The sequence below is a fragment of the Sphingomonas sp. DBB INV C78 genome (assembly GCF_042693015.1).
Lineage (GTDB): Bacteria > Pseudomonadota > Alphaproteobacteria > Sphingomonadales > Sphingomonadaceae > Sphingomonas_E.
In genome coordinates this window covers 3,581,568-3,599,240 of the sequence record NZ_CP170544.1, presented here as the reverse complement: position 1 = coordinate 3,599,240, position 17,673 = coordinate 3,581,568, and the positions used below count along the sequence as shown (strand labels likewise).

At 61.9% G+C, this 17,673-nt stretch carries 18 protein-coding genes; 6 read left to right on the top strand and 12 right to left on the bottom strand.

The genetic code is table 11. The features are described 5' to 3' along the window. Window positions 1-28 precede the first annotated feature (28 nt). The 3 genes from ACFB49_RS16885 (at window position 29) to ACFB49_RS16875 (ending at window position 1,848) form a co-directional block, all read left to right on the top strand. Window positions 29-508 carry a hypothetical protein gene (locus ACFB49_RS16885; RefSeq protein WP_380872438.1) on the top strand — a complete coding sequence of 160 codons (480 nt, stop codon included), beginning with the start codon at window positions 29-31 and terminating at the stop codon, window positions 506-508. Beyond that, a complete protein-coding gene (locus tag ACFB49_RS16880; protein WP_380872437.1) occupies window positions 505-1,281 on the top strand; it encodes a transglutaminase family protein in 777 nt (258 codons plus the stop codon). The genes ACFB49_RS16885 and ACFB49_RS16880 overlap by 4 nt, the downstream gene beginning before the upstream one ends. A gap of 156 nt (window positions 1,282-1,437) precedes the next feature. Beyond that, window positions 1,438-1,848, top strand: a complete 411-nt coding sequence (locus ACFB49_RS16875; RefSeq protein WP_380872436.1) for a hypothetical protein — start codon at window positions 1,438-1,440, stop codon at window positions 1,846-1,848. A 73-nt stretch (window positions 1,849-1,921) separates the two neighbouring features. Here the strand turns inward: ACFB49_RS16875 and ACFB49_RS16870 are convergent, their stop codons facing one another. The 10 genes from ACFB49_RS16870 to ACFB49_RS16825 all read right to left on the bottom strand — a co-directional run bounded on the left by ACFB49_RS16870 (window position 1,922) and on the right by ACFB49_RS16825 (window position 13,443). After that, a complete protein-coding gene (locus tag ACFB49_RS16870) occupies window positions 1,922-3,922 on the bottom strand; it encodes an ATP-binding protein (RefSeq protein WP_380872435.1) in 2,001 nt (666 codons plus the stop codon). Then, the gene (locus ACFB49_RS16865) at window positions 3,915-4,553 is read right to left on the bottom strand and encodes a chemotaxis protein CheX (protein WP_380872433.1); all 639 of its coding nucleotides are present in this window, start codon (window positions 4,551-4,553) and stop codon (window positions 3,915-3,917) included. The genes ACFB49_RS16870 and ACFB49_RS16865 overlap by 8 nt, the downstream gene beginning before the upstream one ends. Further along, the gene (locus ACFB49_RS16860; RefSeq protein ID WP_380872432.1) at window positions 4,550-4,933 is read right to left on the bottom strand and encodes a response regulator; all 384 of its coding nucleotides are present in this window, start codon (window positions 4,931-4,933) and stop codon (window positions 4,550-4,552) included. Before ACFB49_RS16860 ends, ACFB49_RS16865 begins: the two co-directional genes overlap by 4 nt. 85 nt (window positions 4,934-5,018) lie before the next feature. Next, window positions 5,019-5,252 carry an STAS domain-containing protein gene (locus ACFB49_RS16855; RefSeq protein WP_380872431.1) on the bottom strand — a complete coding sequence of 78 codons (234 nt, stop codon included), beginning with the start codon at window positions 5,250-5,252 and terminating at the stop codon, window positions 5,019-5,021. Continuing rightward, window positions 5,249-7,177 carry a chemotaxis protein CheA gene (locus ACFB49_RS16850; RefSeq protein ID WP_380872430.1) on the bottom strand — a complete coding sequence of 643 codons (1,929 nt, stop codon included), beginning with the start codon at window positions 7,175-7,177 and terminating at the stop codon, window positions 5,249-5,251. Before ACFB49_RS16850 ends, ACFB49_RS16855 begins: the two co-directional genes overlap by 4 nt. Then, window positions 7,177-8,019 (bottom strand): CheR family methyltransferase, encoded by an 843-nt coding sequence (locus ACFB49_RS16845; RefSeq protein WP_380872429.1) that lies wholly within the window; start codon window positions 8,017-8,019, stop codon window positions 7,177-7,179. Before ACFB49_RS16845 ends, ACFB49_RS16850 begins: the two co-directional genes overlap by 1 nt. After that, a complete protein-coding gene (cheB, locus tag ACFB49_RS16840; RefSeq protein WP_380872428.1) occupies window positions 8,016-9,110 on the bottom strand; it encodes a chemotaxis-specific protein-glutamate methyltransferase CheB in 1,095 nt (364 codons plus the stop codon). The genes ACFB49_RS16845 and cheB overlap by 4 nt, the downstream gene beginning before the upstream one ends. Further along, on the bottom strand, window positions 9,107-10,498 hold the full coding sequence (locus tag ACFB49_RS16835) for a chemotaxis protein CheW (RefSeq protein WP_380872427.1): 1,392 nt from the start codon (window positions 10,496-10,498) through the stop codon (window positions 9,107-9,109). The genes cheB and ACFB49_RS16835 overlap by 4 nt, the downstream gene beginning before the upstream one ends. Before the next feature lie 2 nt (window positions 10,499-10,500). Next, window positions 10,501-12,432, bottom strand: coding sequence for a methyl-accepting chemotaxis protein (locus ACFB49_RS16830; RefSeq protein WP_380872426.1), 1,932 nt, complete (start codon window positions 12,430-12,432; stop codon window positions 10,501-10,503). Window positions 12,433-12,711: 279 nt separating this feature from the next. Next, window positions 12,712-13,443 carry a Crp/Fnr family transcriptional regulator gene (locus ACFB49_RS16825; protein ID WP_380872424.1) on the bottom strand — a complete coding sequence of 244 codons (732 nt, stop codon included), beginning with the start codon at window positions 13,441-13,443 and terminating at the stop codon, window positions 12,712-12,714. Window positions 13,444-13,620: 177 nt separating this feature from the next. Here ACFB49_RS16825 and ACFB49_RS16820 point away from each other — a divergent pair, with 177 nt between their 5' ends. From ACFB49_RS16820 to ACFB49_RS16810, 3 genes are all read left to right on the top strand, one after another. Then, window positions 13,621-13,908 (top strand): hypothetical protein, encoded by a 288-nt coding sequence (locus tag ACFB49_RS16820; protein ID WP_380872423.1) that lies wholly within the window; start codon window positions 13,621-13,623, stop codon window positions 13,906-13,908. Window positions 13,909-14,021: 113 nt separating this feature from the next. Beyond that, window positions 14,022-14,672: a response regulator gene (locus ACFB49_RS16815; protein WP_380872422.1), complete on the top strand. Its 651-nt coding sequence runs from the start codon at window positions 14,022-14,024 to the stop codon at window positions 14,670-14,672. Between the two features lie 429 nt (window positions 14,673-15,101). Continuing rightward, a complete protein-coding gene (locus tag ACFB49_RS16810; protein ID WP_380872420.1) occupies window positions 15,102-15,404 on the top strand; it encodes a DUF6894 family protein in 303 nt (100 codons plus the stop codon). Between the two features lie 422 nt (window positions 15,405-15,826). On the opposite strand, the gene ACFB49_RS16805 is transcribed toward ACFB49_RS16810, so the two are convergent. Both ACFB49_RS16805 and ACFB49_RS16800 read right to left on the bottom strand, forming a co-directional pair. After that, on the bottom strand, window positions 15,827-15,994 hold the full coding sequence (locus ACFB49_RS16805; protein WP_380872419.1) for a hypothetical protein: 168 nt from the start codon (window positions 15,992-15,994) through the stop codon (window positions 15,827-15,829). A gap of 237 nt (window positions 15,995-16,231) precedes the next feature. After that, entirely contained in the window at window positions 16,232-17,512 is a 1,281-nt protein-coding gene (locus ACFB49_RS16800) for a DUF1214 domain-containing protein (protein ID WP_380872418.1), read from the bottom strand. Between the last annotated feature and the right edge of the window lie 161 nt (window positions 17,513-17,673).

Here is a 17,673-nt window from a genome sequence, read left to right as displayed (position 1 = left end):
TCCATACCGCGGCCCCGAGGATCCGAGCATGATCAATCCCTATGCCAGCTGGTCGCGCGTGATGGCCGCCGGCCTCGACATGCAGCAAACCTGGATCCGCGCGGTCGAGACGCTGGGGGCCTCGGCGACGGTCCTGGATGCGCGTACGGGTCTGATCGCCAGCGCGGCACGGTCACCCATGACCGCCGATCTCGCCGAGCTGTCGAAGATGGTGCCGGAGAAACTCGAGGCGTTCGGCCGAAGCGGCCATTCGGTGCTGGCCGACATGGGCAAGATCCAGACGGCCTGGTGGGCGCAGGCCCAGCGCATGGGTGGCATGATGATGGCCGGACGAATGCTGACACCGGCCGAGTTTGCTGCCTTTGCCGCGGGCGTCGGCGACTATGCGCTGGATTCCGCGGATGCCAGCGCGCGGATGAGCGGCTCGGCGCTGGCGCCGGTTCACAAAACGGCGACTGCCAATGCGCGACGCCTTGGCCGCACCCGGTCCAAGCGCAAGAGATCATGACTCTCAGGATCCGCGCCCAGCTCGATTATGCGTTCGAGCAGCCCACCGACATCCTACTGCACATCGAGGCTGCCCTGATCCCGGAGCAGACGGTAGAGAGCGCCAATATCGAGATCAGCCCGACCGAGCATTTTGCGAGGGTCCCCGCCCAGGACATGATCGGCGAGCGCATCTGGCTGCGTGTCCAGGGTCAGTTGCTCGTCGATTATCAGGCCACCGTTACGATCGAGCGCCTGCTTGGCGACTGTGCCAATCTGGATGTCATCCCTCCCCATCAGTTGCCCGGCGAGACCGTCCAGTATCTGATGGCGTCGCGCTATTGCCCGTCGGACCAGTTCCAGCCCTTCGTGGATGCTGAATTTGGCGACCTCACCGGCGGAGCCAAGGTCGTTGCCATGCGCGACTGGATTGCGGGCCATATCGCTTACGTTTCGGGTTCCAGCAATTGCGGCACCACCGCGCTCGAAACCTTCGTCAAGCGACAGGGCATTTGCCGGGATTATGCTCACGTCATGATCACGCTGGCGCGGGCCGCCGGGATTCCCGCGCGCATTGCTAGCGTATACGCGCTTGGCGTGGATCCACCGGACTTTCATGCGGTTGCCGAGATTTTCCTCGGGGGCGCCTGGCATCTGGTCGATGCGACCGGCATGGCCAGGGAGCGGGACATGGCCAAGATCGGCGTAGGACGAGACGCCGCCGATATTGCCTTCATGACCGCGTTCGGGCGGACGATGCTGAATAGCCAGAGCGTGTCGGTGGAGCGCGTCTGATCGCGCCCCGTGGCCCTTCGGCTGTTGCCCCCCCTTGCTGGCATAAGCGCGCCGGACCACGCTTCCTAAATCGGGACCGTCCGCTTTTATTGCCGAGCATCGCTTAGTGTAAAAGCCCAACATCCTCCTTGCCTTGAGCCGCATTGGAAGCTCCACTTGATGCGGTACGCTTGTTATCGTCGCTTCTCTCGCGAACATAAAAAAAGAACAAAGCTGGGCGCAATATCCTCGATGACCTGCCGAATTTTCATCAGCGGCGAAATCCGGATCATCCTTAATTGTCCCGACGAATATCGGGATATGGAACTCGGACTATCCTGCCGAGTTGGCGAAGCGTCGATGGCGAACGAAAGTGGGACGTCTGCAATGGTCGAAGTTCTTCGTTTGAACTTTCTGGAAAGGCGGGAAGCCGAATGCCGGGCAATGGCTGCCGATATAGCAGAGCCCTCGATCAGGACCGAGTATCTTCGCTTTGCCGATCAATATGCACAGGAAGCAAGAGGCCTTCGCGATCGCTTGGTCGTACAGGACCGTCAGGCGGCGCGGCTCGCAGCAATCGCTACTTAGCGCGCATACCGTTTGACGGGCTACGGTACCGTGCCATGGGGCCGGCAAGCGTCTCGATGGATAATGTCATTTATCAGAGCGCTTGGCGTACGTCACTATCCCTACGATCAAGCAGCTCGCGAACCTTTGCTGCTAGCGTCGCGTAGGTGAAAGGCTTCGAAAGCAGGTCCACGCCCGCCTCGAGCCTGCCGTCGCGCATGATCACGTCGCGCGTGTACCCGGACGTGAACAGGACCTTCAGACCAGGGGTTAATTGGAGTGCGGTACTTGAAAGCTCGCGACCCGACATCTTGGGCATGACCACGTCGGTCAAAAGGAGTTGCACTGCGCGCTCCCGACGCTCGAGCAGACGGATCGCGGTGGCGCCGTCATGCGCCTCGATCACCCGGTATCCCAATTCGCGCAGGACGCCGACGCTGTAAGCCCGCACGTCATCATCATCTTCGACAACGAGGACGGTTTCCGAAGGCCGAGCCAGTTCGGGTTTTTGATCCTGCCCTTCAGCCTCTTGCCGTGTGCCGGGCAGCGTGCGCTCAAGGAACAAGCGTACGGTCGTGCCCTCGCCCTCGACCGATTCAATTGCGACATGGCCGCCCGATTGCTTGACGAAGCCATAGACCATCGAGAGACCAAGGCCCGTGCCCTTGCCCACTTCCTTGGTCGTAAAGAAGGGGTCGAACACCTTCGCCACGGTCTCGGAGGACATGCCCGTTCCCGTGTCCGAGACGGAAATCATGACATGATCCACACAAGCCAGATTGGTGACCATCCCGGCATCGTCGGCGGGCAGATTGCGGGCATCGATTGTCAGCGATCCGCCTTCAGGCATTGCATCGCGGGCATTGACGGAGAGATTGAGAATCGCATTCTCGAGCTGATGCGGATCGGCCTCGATGGTCCATAGATCAGGCGCTGCCTCGATCTGAATGGCAATGGCTTCGGGAATGGAGCGTGTCAGTAGATCCGACATCCCCGAGAGCAGCTTTGCCGCATCGATCGTCTTTGGATCGAGCGGTTGCTGACGCGAGAAGGCAAGAAGCCGCTGCGTCAGCGACGCAGCGCGCTCCGCCCCCATCATGGCATTATCAAGCGACCGGCGAATTCGCGGCTCGCCGGCACCGTCAAGCCGGCGAAGCACCGTGTCGATACTGCCGATGATCACGGTCAAGAGATTATTGAAATCATGCGCGATTCCACCGGTCAGCTGGCCGACGGCTTCCATCTTCTGTGCCTGCCGCAATGCATCTTCCGTCGCCCGTCGCCGCGAAACTTCCCGCTCGACCCGCATTTCCAGGGTGTCGTTGAGCTCGCGGAGGCGCGCTTCCTGTTCCTGCGATGCGGTAATGTCGTAAATCACGCCGATCAGGCGATATCCCGTGCCCTCGCGGACGATTTCGCCGCGACGTGCGATCCAGCGATCGGCGCCGTCATCGCCTCGTGCAATCCTGAAATTTCCATCCAGTGTTTCGGGCGCAAGCCGGTCGCCTGGCAGAGGTATGAGCGGGCCAAATCCGTCTTGAACGACATTGTTGATGGTGCGGACCGGTAGCGCCGGGGCAGGATGAAGGCCGAGCAGGCGACAGAACTCGCTTGAGACCGTCGCGGTGGCAAATCCGTCCGTATACTCAAACGTCCCAATTCCGCCGGCCGATTGTGCAACCCGAAGCCGCTCTTCGGTGCGCTTTCTTTCCGTGACATCGACGAGCAGGCCGGAGAAGCGCACCGGCTGCTCGTTGGTATCGAAATAGGATCGCCCGCGGCCGTGCATCCACGATATGGATCCATCCGGCGTGATGACACGAAATTCCTTGGAAAAGAGTTCCGCGCCGGCAAGCATGCCAGCGACCGCGATACGCATCCGTGGCTGGTCGTCGGGATGTATGGCGGAATAGAAAGTCCGCGTAGGCACACCGGCCAAGGCCTGTTCGGGGTCGAGGTTATAAAGCGCAGCGAAACGCGCATCGACATGCAGCAGGTCCTTGACGATGTCCCAGTCCCAGGCACCGCTGGCGCCGTCAGTCGCGACGACCGACCAGGGTCGCTCGGCCGTTCCGGCTGTCGGATCGTCAGTCATCGGTTCCCACGACGCGCTCGATAAATTCGGCGAGCAGCTCCTTGAGGATCGTCAACGACGGCAAGTCGAGGATCATCGCAATGTAACCGCGAATATCCCGCTTGCGGACCGCGAAATCGATATAGAGGAACAGGACCAGCCCGTCCGCAGCGCTCGCCTCGTCAATTTCAAATAGCTTTGCGCCGTCGCCGCGCAATACTTCCGGAATTGTCATAGACAGCGAGCGCTTGAGCATATTGGCCATCGTGGCGAGGCAGGAATTGAGGATGATGTTGCCTGTCTCGGCCAGCGCCTCGCTCTCGATATCTATGACTTCGTCGGCACTCAGTTCGTCGCCGGTTACCGCCCGGACCAACTCGAGGCTGTTGGTTTCCGGAAAGATCAGAAGCGCGCGCCCTGAGAAGGGGCCTGTAAAATCCTGCCGCACGGCGACGAGCTCGGCGACTTCCCGCTCGCTGATCAGCCGGGCTGCGCGTCGCTGGCTGACGACATCGATCGAAGGGACCGAGAGCGTCACATGGTCGCCAATCATCTTGCGCAAGCTCGAGGCCGCGCGGCTGACGCCGATGTTGACGATTTCGGTCAGCGCGTCGCGCTCGAGCTCCCCGAGAGCGATGGCCTCGGGTCTCATGCCTTGGCTGATCGCAACTGTAAGGCGGCGCCCGACAGAAAGCCTTCCAGACTTTCCGCATTGACCGGCTTGGCGACAAACGCGGCACCGATCTCTCGTGCGCGCGAAACGATCTCGTCCTGGATGTTGGCGGTGATGATTGCGATCGGCATGTCGGGTCTAAGAGCGCGCAGTTCGGCGGCGAGTTCCAGACCGTCTTTCTCCGTCATGTTAAAATCGATCAGCGCCAAGTCGACATGTTGGCTGGCGACGATGTCGCTGGCCTGCGCAGCACTCCCGGCCTCGACTTTTTTCCACTCCGGCTGAAGCTGGGCCAAGGCCTTGCCGGCCACGATGCGCGCAAGCTTGCTGTCGTCCACGATTAGAACGGTAACCGACATTCGCAACTCCAGGGAGAAAAATGGTTCGAAACAGCGCGCAGGGCGCGGCCCTTGGGCCAAGCCTTAGCGCGTTCCGGCCCGGCTGTCATGGCAGCAGCGTGCTCAGGTGATGTGCAATGACCGGATTGTCCGGCGTGCCTCGAACGGGCCGTCCGGTGGCCAGCAGGATCTGCACGACTGCCAGATGCAGTTTCTCGACGCCATCCACGTCTACGACACATTCCGGACCTTCCCGAAGTGCCGTGAGCAGCAACTCTGCGTCCTCGGCAAGACAGCGCCCCGACAATCGGATGATATTTCCGTCTAGATGAACGGTCATGCGGTCAACTCGGGTAAATCAAGGACCAGCAACACGCTGCCATCGCCCAGCAGCGCCGACCCGCTGACCATGGGAATGGTGGCGAGAAGACCGCTCGGCGGGCGCACGATTGTGTCGATACGATCGGCAAAGCCATCGACACGCAAGGCCACGCGATCTCCTCCCGATCGGGTGACGAGGAGCTTGGCATTCGGGCCGGGCTGCTGGTCATCGCCAAGCAGTTTCGCAAGACTCAACACCGGCACCGTCTTGCCGCGCAAAATGCAGGCCAGGCCTTCGCCGACGGGTATCAAGGCATCGTTTGCGACGCGAACCGTCTCGACGATCTGGTCGAGAGCTACACCATATCGATGCTCGCCGACGGCGACGACAAGCAATCGCGTAGTCAGCGAAGTGGCAGGCAGCCGCAAGCGAAAATGGGTGCCAACCCCGCTCGTGCTCTCGATTTCGATGCTGCCCCGCAGTTTCTCGACTGCGGTCTCGACAGCATGCATACCAATGCCACGCCCGGAAATCGGCGTGATCTCGGTCGCGGTCGAAAAACCTGCAGCGAAGATCAGGCGGAGAGCCGCCCGATCGTCCAGTTGCGCTGCCGCATCAAGGGTCAGCACGCCGCGAGCAATCGCCACCTCGCGCAGGCGGCTGGGGTCGAGCCCCGCGCCATCGTCCGAGAGGGTGAGTAAGATACCGTTGCCGTCACGCTGCACGCCAAGCGAAACTTTGCCCTCGGCGGACTTTGCTGCCGCACGCCGGCCATCACTGTCTTCGATTCCATGGTCGATGGCGTTGCGAACCAGATGGAGCAGCGGCTCAAAGACGCCGTCGGCGATTTGCTTGTCGACCTCGATCGCATCGCCCGTCATTGCAAAGACCACGCGCTTGTCTAGGCTCTCGGCGATCTCACGGACCATCCTGGGCAGACGGCGGAGAGTGGGTGCGAGCGGCACGAGGCGGACTTGGCCAATGCTGCGATGCAGATTGGCGATCTGGCCCTCGATTCTGGCCTGGGCGGCGCGAATGCGCGATGCAAGTGCGCCATCCATTCGCGCTGCATCCTCGGCAAGCGACGCCAGTGCATTCGCCGAAACGACCAGTTCGCCGAGTCCATCCGCAAGGGCATCGATCCGACCGACGTCAACACGCAGCACGGTCGCCGCACCGGCATTCGGGTTTCCGGCCTCACCAACATGTGCGTGGGGTTCAACGAGCTCAAATTGTACCTGATCGGATACTAGGCGAAACGCCGCGCGGACCTCGTCGAGCGGCGCAGCACTCAGGCCTTCGAGGATCGACACACAAATAAAAGGCTCGATCCCGTCCAGCCCGGGCCACGCGCCGTCGCGCGGAAGGATTTGGAGCGAAACCAGCCCGGGGACGGCTGCTGCGATGGCCAGTGGATCATCGCCGCGAAAGAAGCAATCAGCATGCGGGGCATAATGGAACGCGACGAGCCGCGACGACGCCTCAAGTAGCGGCTCCGCAGAGCGATCGACCAATGCGTCGAGCCATGTGGCCGCCCCGTTGGTTGTTGTTTCCGTGAACTCGCCGTCCGTTCCCAGTAGCGCCGCGATGGCCATGGCCGCTGCGCGGTCCGCTTCAGGGCCTACGGTACCGGACTGCTCAAGCTCATCGATCCAGCGATCGACAAGATCGACACATGTGACGAGACCGAAGACGGCATCCTCGTCCAGCGGCAGGGTACCTTTGCGCGCCTGCTCGAGAACATCTTCGGCGGCATGGAGCACGCGCTCGGCGGGACCCATTGGGAAGATGCCGACAGACCCCTTGAGCGTATGAATGGCGCGAAACGCGCTGTCGATCACGGGTCGTGCGCCGGGGTTGTGCGCAAGATCCGCGAGGTCGGCCGACGCTTGGGCGACAAGATCGCGGCCCTCGATGAGAAATTGCGCCAGCAGCTCGTCCATCACGGCCTACGATATACGATTGCGTCTTCAAGGCGAGCCATTGTGAAACGGTCGCTCATCCGGGCCATCGACTCACTGTGACCAAGGCAGACATAGCCACCAGGCGCAACACAAGCGTAGAGATTCTCCGCAGCAATCCGCCGCGATTCGTCATCGAAATAGATGAGCAGGTTGCGACACAGGATGACGTCGAAGCGGCCAAGGGGGGCAAGGCTCGGCCCGTCAATTATATTCGCCGGCGCGAAGTGCACGGATTCGCGGAGATCCTCGATGATCTGGCGCCGATGATTGCGCTCGGGTTCGAAATAGCTTTCGGCCACCACAGCAGGCAAACGGGCGAGCGCGCGTTTGCCATATCGTCCTTCGCGGGCCTGGGTGAGCGCATGCGTGTCGATGTCCGAACCCACAATCTCGATATGATAGGCGTCGACCAGCGGCCAATTTTCGAGCAGCCAGATTGCGATGGAGTAGGCCTCTTCGCCGGTTGAGCACGGCATCGACCATATCCGCACAAGATCGCCCGGACGTTTGGTGCGGACAATTTCGGGCAGGATCTCGCGGGCGAGGGCCGCAAGCTGATGCTTCTCACGATAAAAGTAGGTCTCGTTGATCGTGAAGGCGTTGATCAGGGCCTCGCGTTCGCCCGTATGGCCAGAGACGAGGCTAAGATAAGTCCGCGCGTCGGCGATTTGGTTGCGCGCCATTCGCTCGCCGACACGACGCTCAATATAATAGCGCTTCTTCTCGCCGAAGATCATGCCGGTCCAGCGATAGAGAAGGTCGCCGATTCGCTTGAGTTCCTCGGTCGTCAGCGTGATCGCAGGGGTGAAAGCATCGTTCATTCCGCGAGCAGGGCCATCAGCTCGCTCGCGACGCGACCGAGCGGGGCAATGATCGACGCTCCGCCGGCCGCAACCAGCGCACCGGGCATACCCCACACGATCGCGGTTTCCTGCGCTTCGGCTATTGTGGAGCCGCCATTCTGCTTCAATGCGCTCATGGCTTTCGCTCCGTCTGCCCCCATGCCGGTCAACAACACTCCAATCAGGCGTTCGGGTGCGACCACGCGCATCGCGGTGGTGACGAGGCGGTCGACACTTGGATGCCAGAAATAGTCTTCGCTGGCAGGTGCGGCGAGCGCGGTCAAAGTGCCCGCGCGACGAGAAATGATAAGGTCTGCGTCGCCCCGGCCAATATAAGCGTGGCCCGGCAGCAACGGCGCCGCAGTCGTGACTTCGGAGATGTTCAAGGCGCTGAGCCGGTCGAGCCGCCGCGCGAGCGGTCCGGTGAAGCTAGCGGGCATATGCTGGGCAATGACGATCGGCCAGGGGAAATTCTCAGGAAGCGGCCCGAGCAGGGCGTCGAGCGCCGGCGGGCCACCGGTTGAAGACCCGACCAGGACCAATCCTTCGCCTTTGACCTGTCGCGGCATGGGGAGCCTGGATGGCGGTTGTGCGCGCCGCGCCTTGGACGAGGAGCCTGGTATGGTTCCTTCGACACGCGCACGCACCCGGTCGCGCAGCCGCGTCGTTCGCGAAATTCGGGCGCCCGCGGCCGCACGAACCTTCTCGACGAGAGCGGGCGCCAGCGCATCAATCTCCAGCGACACCGATCCGCGTGGCTTGGGGATGAAGTCGACCGCGCCGAGGGCCATTGCCTCAAGCGTCTCGTCCGCCCCTTCGGCGGTGAGCGAAGATACCATTACCACCGGGCAGGGCCTTATCAGCATGATCTGGTCAAGGCAGGCCAGACCATCCATCCCCGGCATGTGGATATCCAGCGTCACGACGTCGGGCGCGAAATTGGGGATGCGCTCGATCGCCTCGGCGCCATTGCGTGCGACTTCGATCTCGAAATCGCCGGCTGCGGCGAAGATCTCGGTCAGCAGCCGTCGCATCAACGGCGAGTCATCGACGATCAAAAGCTTGATCACGAGGGCGCCACACCTCGTGCGGCGAGGTCAAGAACCAGGTCACGCTCAACCCCGTCGAGCAATTCGCGCGGGCTGACGATCAGGACGATGCCGGCATCCACCCCGCCCGCCACGACCCGTTCGAAGACACGAGTCTCGTCGACGCCGAGCTCGGGCGCCGGATGGAGCGCCGATGGCGCCAGCCGACGCACCTCGGACGCGGCATCGACGAGAAAGCCGACGCGATACTCACCTGCTCGGACGATCAAGACCCGTTGCTTGCTGCCTGACGCAGCCGCCGTCCCAAATCGTCTGGATTGCTCAATGATCGGGACGGCATGTCCGCGCAGGTTCATCACACCGAGAACGAAGTCCGGGCTTTTCGGAAGGCGCGCGAGCTTTGCCGGGAGATTTGCCACCTCCTCGATGGCCTTGATCGGCAATCCGAATTCGCCTTCGCCGACTCTGAATAGAAGGAATTGCTCCCATGTTTGGGATGGCCCGTTTGGAGAGCGACTTCGCTCCGCCGCGCCGCCAAGGAGCAATTGCGCGGTGATGTCGCCGCGCACCAAATGCGCTGGGGCGAGCACCGAGACCAGCCTGCCGTCGCCGATTCGGCAAATTGCCTGGATGACAGCTTCTGCGTCTCCTCGCGTAAGGACGATCGGCACCGGATCTACATCATCGTCCGAAACGCGCGCGATCGCTTCCATCGCATCGACCGCCAGCCCAATCCAGTGACCACCAATCCTTGTGACCACAACGCGCGACCGCCTCGACGTGGCGGCGGCCGGCAGCCCCAGCAGCGCTGGCAGCGAAAGGAGCGGCAGCAGCTCTCCGCGAACCTCGAAGCTCCCCAGAACCACGGCGTCACTGCGCGGCATCACGGCGATGGCGGACGGATAATGCAGGACTTCATCGACCGAATTGGCGGGTAAACCAAATAGCTGTCGACCGATTGCAAACGTGACCAGCGAGAGTCTGTCGGTCGCGATTGCCGCCGCGGCACTCTCATGGGTTCTCGAGAGCAACCGGGAACGCTTGTGCTTGGACGCGACGGTCCTCGCGATCAGTGCCGGCGCGTCGACCAGTTCCATCGCGACCTTGGTGGTTTCCTGCGGGTCGAACAATTCACCGATGCCATCGACCGCCAGCGCTACGGGTTCATCTTGGGCCAGGACCAACAACCGCCGCTCGTTCCCCGCCGAGCGCTTCATCAAGGTTGCGAGTGACAGCACGGGAATGACCGACCCGCGTACATTCGCAAGTCCCATGATCTCGGGCGGCGCATTTGGCAGCGGGGTCAAACGAGGCAGCCGGGCAACCTCACGGACGAGCCTCGCTGGAAGGCCGTATCGCTGCCCATCGGCGTCCACGGCCAGCAATTGCCCGGTGGCGGTGGACCCCACGATCAGCCCGCCTTGTCCACCAATATGGCGGCGATGTCGGCGATCTCTTCGATAGCCGCCGCGAGGGCTTCAGCAGCCTGAGCTTGCTGCCGGGCGGCCGCACTCGCTTCTCGCGCCGCGTTCGATGCAATATCGGCGGCCTCGGCGATCTGGCCTGTGCCGCCACGGATCTCGCGTGCCGACCGAAGGATATCCTCCGACCCGGCCTGGATGGCCTGGTTGGCTGCCCTGGCAACCTCAAGGTCGTCGGCGATCCCGGCGAAGCGGGCGACAACGGCGCGATTGCGCCCAATCTCGCTCTCGGCTGCACCCGCAATCTGCTCAAGATCCCGGCGGATTGTCGCCACCTGATCCTGCATCGAGCGAACGCCGTCCTTGGCATTTTCGCCGTTTGCGGCGGCGTCGCGGGAAAGCTTGCGGATATCACTCGCCACCGTGGCGAACCCGCGCCCTGCTTCGCCCGCCCGGGTCGCCTCGACCAGCCCACTGACGCCCAGCATGCTGGTCTGAACCGAAACGAGGGCCAGATTGTCGGTGATCTTTTCCATGCGCCGCGCGGTGTCGTTGAGGATGGCGAGGAGTCCGAGAACCTCCCGCACCTCGGAAAGATTCGCATCGACCCCCTTGGCCAGTCTATCGATCGTGGCGCTGCTCTCGACGACATTTGCCGCAATCGCCGCGATCCGGTCCGTTGCGCGCGTCGCGCGTGTCATGGCGAGTTCCGCCGATGTCTCGATCTGCCCCATCGCGGCATTTGCCTCAGCGGTCGCCGAGGCCTGAATCTGGGCACCCCGACCGATCTGCTCGAGTGCGACCAAGATCTGTCCCGAAGCGCCGGACAGCTCCTGGACAGTTGCCGACAATTCCTCGGCAGCGGCGGCCACCTGTTCGACGGCCTGCTGGTCGCGTTCATTACCGCGCAGATCCTGCGTGAGGCGGCCCAATGCTTCGGCTGTCTGCTGGCTTTGTTCCAGCGAGGCACTCTGTTGCTCGACAGCATGCTGGGCCTCGGCCGCTGCGGCCGATTGCTCCTCTGCCGCGCTTGCGATGGACTCGCCTCCTTTCTCCGCCTCGCGCGCGGCAATTTCGGCCTCGATGGCCGCGACGACGATCTGCTGCGCCCCTTCGTTAAGTTCGCCAAGGGCTTCTGCAGCCTCGCCGAGTTCTGCGATGACGCGTCGCGCGATGGACGCCTCATCGATGGACAGGGTGGAGGCTCCGCGAAACCGGGCGGCTATGGCCTTGATTTCCAACGTGACAGACCGAGCCAGTTCCTGCATCTCGCCGGCACTTGCTTCGGATGCTTCCGCGAGCACCCTGACCTCATCAGCGACTACCGCAAAGCCTGCGCCGATCTCGCCTGCACGCTCGGCCTCAATGGTTGCATTGAGCGCGAGCAGGCTCGTCTGGTCCGAAATGTCGGCAACCGTTCCCCCTATCCCGCTGATCATGTCCGCATTCACTTCGAGCGAGGAAATGACTTCGAGGGTCGCAAGCTGGCGCTGCGCGTTTAGTTCGATAGCCGCGACCGAGCTGTCGATCTGGGCGCCGACCTCTGCAAATCCCGATCGGGCGGCTTCGGCCTGACGCTGCGCTCCTTCGGCGCGCTCGCGTGCTTCCCTGAAGCGGCTATTGAGAACACCAATTAGGCCCATGGATTCCTGTGCGGCACCAGCCGCTTCCTCGGCGCCTGACGAAATCTGGTCCATCGACCGTTGGAGCTCGGATGCAGCAGCCGATGCCTCGCCGATGCCCGAGGCCAGTTCCTGTGCTGCCTGGTCGATCCGGTCGATCGAATTGGTCGAACGTTTTGCCAGCGGTTTGCTGGGTACCGTAGCCTTTGGAAGCCGGGGTCCCTCATTCGGGGTCATTTGGGCGCTTTTCGCTCGCGCGGCGGCACGCGATCCTAAGGTGGACTTTTTCACAAGCGCCATCGGGATCCTCGGCTGTTCGCGGCTTCGATCGTCAAGCTGTAGTCGAAGGCGATCGGATGCGCCATCGGCCTTCGTGCCGAGACGTGCGCTGGGGCAGGAAACGTCGAAGCAAACGTCTTGGGCCGCTACACGACCGCCCCACCGACTTTCCGGACATAACGCTCCTGCTCATACTGCCCAATAGCCGGCCTTGGTTCATCGACGTCGTTGCGTCCCCTTGTCGCTCCCTTGAAAAGCTTGCCTGCGGGCGAAGTCAGCGCTTGGATCTCGAGAGTTTGCCTAGGAGTCAGCATTGGTAGATCGCAGCCGGCGGTGCAGGTAATTCTCGTCAAAGCCAGCGATATGGACCAGTTTCGCCGGATCGGTGATCAGCAGGCTGCCGCGCTTGAGCGTCATGGCGCCGGCGGACCGGAGCGTCTTCAGGACCCGATTGAGATGAACCGGGGTCATGCCCAGCGAGTCCGCAAGCAAGGCCTGGGATAAGGGCAACTCCAATTGGGAAGCCTGTGTCAGGCCGATATTGCGGGCTCGCAGATACAGTTCGCACATCAGATGGGCGACGCGCTCGATGCTTGTCCGTCGTCCCATGCTGGTGATCCACGCACGCATCGTGCCTTCGTCGATCAGCTGTGAGACATACATCGCGTTCGCGATACCACGATGGCGAGCCATCAACGCGTCCATGTCACCGCGTGAGATCGTTGCCACCTGAGCCGGCACGATTGCCTGGATGCTGTGATCCATCTCCGCGATCAGCCCGGTGTGAAGGTCGCAGGCGTCGCCGGGCATAAGGAAGGCAAGCACCTGCCGGGTGCCGCTCGGCAGGATCTTGTAGCGGCATGCCCAACCTTCGAGGACGACGAAGACCGGCCCTGGCCGGTCGCCTTCGCGGATCAGGTCCTGGCGCGCGGCAAGCGTTCGCGGCGTCGACGTGGCGGCGAGAAGCGCTTCGATTTCAGCTGCATCGAGCGCTGCAAAGCCGCGCAGCTTTTGGATGAAGCGGTTGGACATCGCGTCACCATTCCACGGCAAACTGCATTTTAATATTGTCCAAAGTTAATGTCGAAAGTTGATTTGGGTGATGGACGTCCTCGCCGATTGCGCTATCCCTTTCCGATCGTCGGTGAAATCCAGGCTCCGGCGGCTGAGAGACCGGCACGCGCTCTCGCCTGATGCGGAGTGCGGGTCATGGATGAGTTCCCAAACGACAATGGCGAGCAGCGCGACGACCGAAATCGGCTCGAGCCGGATGCGCACGGTCAGGCTGCTCTGCTGCTCGTCGAAAGTCTGATTCACAGCCTGGTCGCGCGCTCCATCATCAGCGTGGCGGATGCGATAGAAATCGTGGAGGTGGCTGCAGACGTCGAGTCCGATTTCGCTGCCGACGCCGGGGAGCCTTCGACGAACGTTTCGCCATCGCTCGCGCTGCTCAACGCCCTGGGCAGCAGCTTGAAGTTCGATCTCCCGAAAGACTGAGCGGCCCGGGTCGGATTGGATGATGACGGCATCGGATGCTTCGCGGGTGGTGAACCAGGCTTCTCCAGTGATCGGCAGCACCAATGCTCGCTGCAGCTTTTGCGTGAGAAGCTATGAATAGGAAACTCCTCAAGATCCTGATCGCGGATGATCACGGCGCCATGCGGCGTGGCCTGAGCGATTTGCTGGTCGACAACCCGCACGGGCGCGTTGTTGCCGAGGCCGCCGATGGCAGGGAGGCGCTGGAGCTGGCGCGGGCGAAGCGGCCCGACATTGCGATCGTCGATTACTCCCTGTCATTGCTGAACGGGCTCGACCTGACGCGCGCCCTGATTCGCGAAATCGCCGGTATTCAGATCCTGATATATACCATGCATGATCGGGAGGAGATCCTGGCCGATTTGCTGCGTGCGGGTGCGCGTGGATATGTGCTGAAGTCGGATCCTGAAACGCACCTGAAAGCCGCCATCGCGGCTCTTGCCGAGGGACTCCCCTATTTTTCAGGCAAGGGTTCGGAGGCGCTTCTCAAACATTATCTCAACGGCAAGACGTCACCCACGGGGCTCAAGGTCCTGACTTCTCGCGAACGCGAGATCGTTCAGCTCATTGCCGAAGGCCAGATCAACAAACAGATCGCCCGCAAACTCGACATCAGCACGAAGACGGTGGAAACGCACCGTGCCGCTGCAATGCACAAGCTTCACTTGAGGACGACCGCGGAGCTGGTTCGCTACGCTCTGCGCAACAACATCGTCGAGGCCTGAAGCTGGCTAGTCTGGCGGCTGCCCATGCTTATCCCAATGCGTTGAGGCATTCATATCTGTTTGCGTGCTGCAGGAGGTATTTCACCACCTCCCGTTTCCGGACGGCGGGGCGAGGGACCTTGCCGGTCCCGCTACCCGCAGCGTTGCCTCCTGACCATGCGCGTCCGGGGCCAGTCGGATGAGGCTGGAACGGATCGTCGTTATCGTTGAGATATTTCCCCGACGTCTGATCTCCACGAGGGTAGAGCGCTCCGTGCTCCAGCCGGGGGAACCCAAGCATGCGCGACGGTCAGGTATCCACGAGCGTAAAAACGCGCCTCGGTTAAATGAACTTTCGATATTAACTTCAGACAATGATCTTGATGCAGGTTGCTGGCGGTGCGCGTGGATTTCTGCTACGCTCCGCGGCGCATCGAGGAGCTATGTCCAATGGCCATGTTCTTCTTCCACCTCACGGAAGGGGATGAAGTCATCCCCGACACGGAAGGGCTCGATCGCGCCGACCTTGCTGCCGTCGAAAAGGAAGCCGTCGCGGGAGCGAGTGCGCTCGTCGCCGAAGCTGTCCAGAATGGCGAGACTGATTATTGGGGGCGGCTGGACGTGGAAAATGTCAGTGGGGAAAGATTACTCAGCCTGACTTTCGCCTGCTCGATCCACATTGACAACGTGCGGGCACAGCCGGGGTGCACTGAGTCGCCCCGGGCTCACAGGCAAGCAGATCGGCTCTGCTGACGTCCCTGCGGCCAAAATCGCATCCGATTCTTGATGTTTACCACGAACACCTCGAGACCCGAGCATAAAGGGAGCGATAGCGGCGGCAGCCGCCGACATAGCAGTCGTCCACGCCATCTCGCGGTCTCCCCGAAACCCGCCCTCTGTTCATGCCGGATCCTGTTCGGCATTGTTCTTCTGCTCGTGATCGACATTGAGCGACCCACGTCGGGCGGAATCGCTGAATCGCAGGTGCCGATGATGCAGCTTCGCGATTTCATGAGTCACAGCCGCCGGCATCGTTCGACCGCTTCAATCTGGGCGGCCCACTACCCACCTCCGCGCGATAGCGGTGTGTCATGGAGCGGGTGTGATCGCCCGTTGATCGCAAAAAAGGGAGCCGGCCATGAGAGGGGGGGTAACTCATGGCCGGCGTCAGGCTGTCACGCGGGCACCGATAGAACCCGCCCCTCTTCTATCGCTTGAATTTTCCGTTCAAATTGCCGAGCGAGCTGCCGGTGGATCTCGCGCGCTTCGAGGCATGTGGACGCCTCGACTGCGGCCTGTTCTTCACGAAGACGGCGCTCCAGATATGCGCGGTCATCGAACATCGCTACCTCCATCATTCCAAATGGCAGGAGCGCCGTCCTGGTCACGGCACTCCCACCGATCCCCACGTCGAAAAACTAACGCGGTCTGCGGCCGATTCGCAAGAATGTGGATCAAACACATCGACTGCTGCCGCCCACATAACGGTATCCACACCGTCTGGCGGGCTCCCCGAAACCCGTCCACTGTTCATGCCTGATTCCTTACAGCCCACGTGCCGACAAGTGCTGCGACATTCCTCAGCGCTTGATCAGCGACGGCGGAAAATAGCTGCCATCCGCGACACCCCCGCGGGGGCCATAGAAACGGAAGGTGAGGCTCCAGGGTTTGCCTTTGGTGGGGAGCCAGTTGCCTTGTGGTGCGACGGTCGGCTGGTCGGGCGCAAAATAGAGGGTCAGGGAGCCGTCGTCCGAATAGGTCAGCTTCGACTCCTTGTTCAGAAGAAAGCGATCAAGCGGGTTGGGCAGAACGCGGCGGTGAAGCCGATCGACCGCGATCACCGACCAGAAATATTTGGCATATTTCGACGGCAAATCGTCGGCGGGGAAGGTGAGCGTGTAGGTTCCGTCGGCCTCCAGATCCTTGCCGTCGCTATCCAGCGCGCCGCGATAATAGAGCACTTCCTCAAACACGTTGGCCCAGATGCCACCATAATTGACGGTGGTGCGCGTCAACCAGTCATCACCCCAATGGCCGCAACATGCTGGACGGGCCCAACCGTTCCGGATTGATCCACGGCCGATATAGGGGGCAGCAGCGGCGAAATCCCGGTGTGCTTTTTGCCGAACGATCCGGTCGATCCGTTCGCGCTCGACCGGATCTTCGATAGCGGCGGCGATCGCCCGGCTATTGGCCTGGAGCGTTTCCATACCGGGGCTCAGATCTCGTTCGGTATCGAGCGCGAGCGCGGCGGAATCGAACGCCTCGACGCCGGGGAGCGCTGCCATGTCGAAGATCACCGTTCGCGGGATGGCCGGCAGTTCGGGATTACCATGGATCCTGAACTTGAACTGGTGCTGGAGCGCGATGGCCTCATCCCAATTGGCACCGAGCTCCACCCGGAGAAGCACGCGTGAGACTTTTACAGGCACATCTACGCGCTGCGCGCCGATAGGAATCTCGACATTGCTGCCCTCGAGGCAAACCGCGAACAGGCCGTTCGGGTGATCGGGATAAACGCGCTCGTTGATATTGGCGACGGTCTCGCCCCAGCCGTTCAGAAATTCGACGACATAATAGCGGCCCTCGATGACGGGCACCGTAACCAGCAGGAAACTGTGCGCGTCGATCGCCACCCACGCCTCGGAATAAGCGACGTCGAGATTAGGGTTGGGCCAATCGACCTGGCCGGGTTTGCGATGGAGCAGCTCGTTCCAGACAAAGCCTTCCTCGTCGAAATCTACCTGTTGCTGGCGGGTGATCAGGAGGCGGCCGAGCAGGTAGATCCAGGCGTCGCTGATGTCCTGATCACTGAGCCGGGCAGCCACCGACTGCGTGGGCTGGCGTTCGACGGTGGTCATCACTGGCGCTCCGATCCGTACAAGGAGAGTTCGGAACCGTAAGATGACAGGCGGATCCGTTTCTTCACTCCTATCGGGCTGCAGTCATGCTTCAATCGGGCGTGTCACTGAGATCGGGCAGGGATTTCCCTTACACGCTCACCGTCCTGCTTCGCCGACAG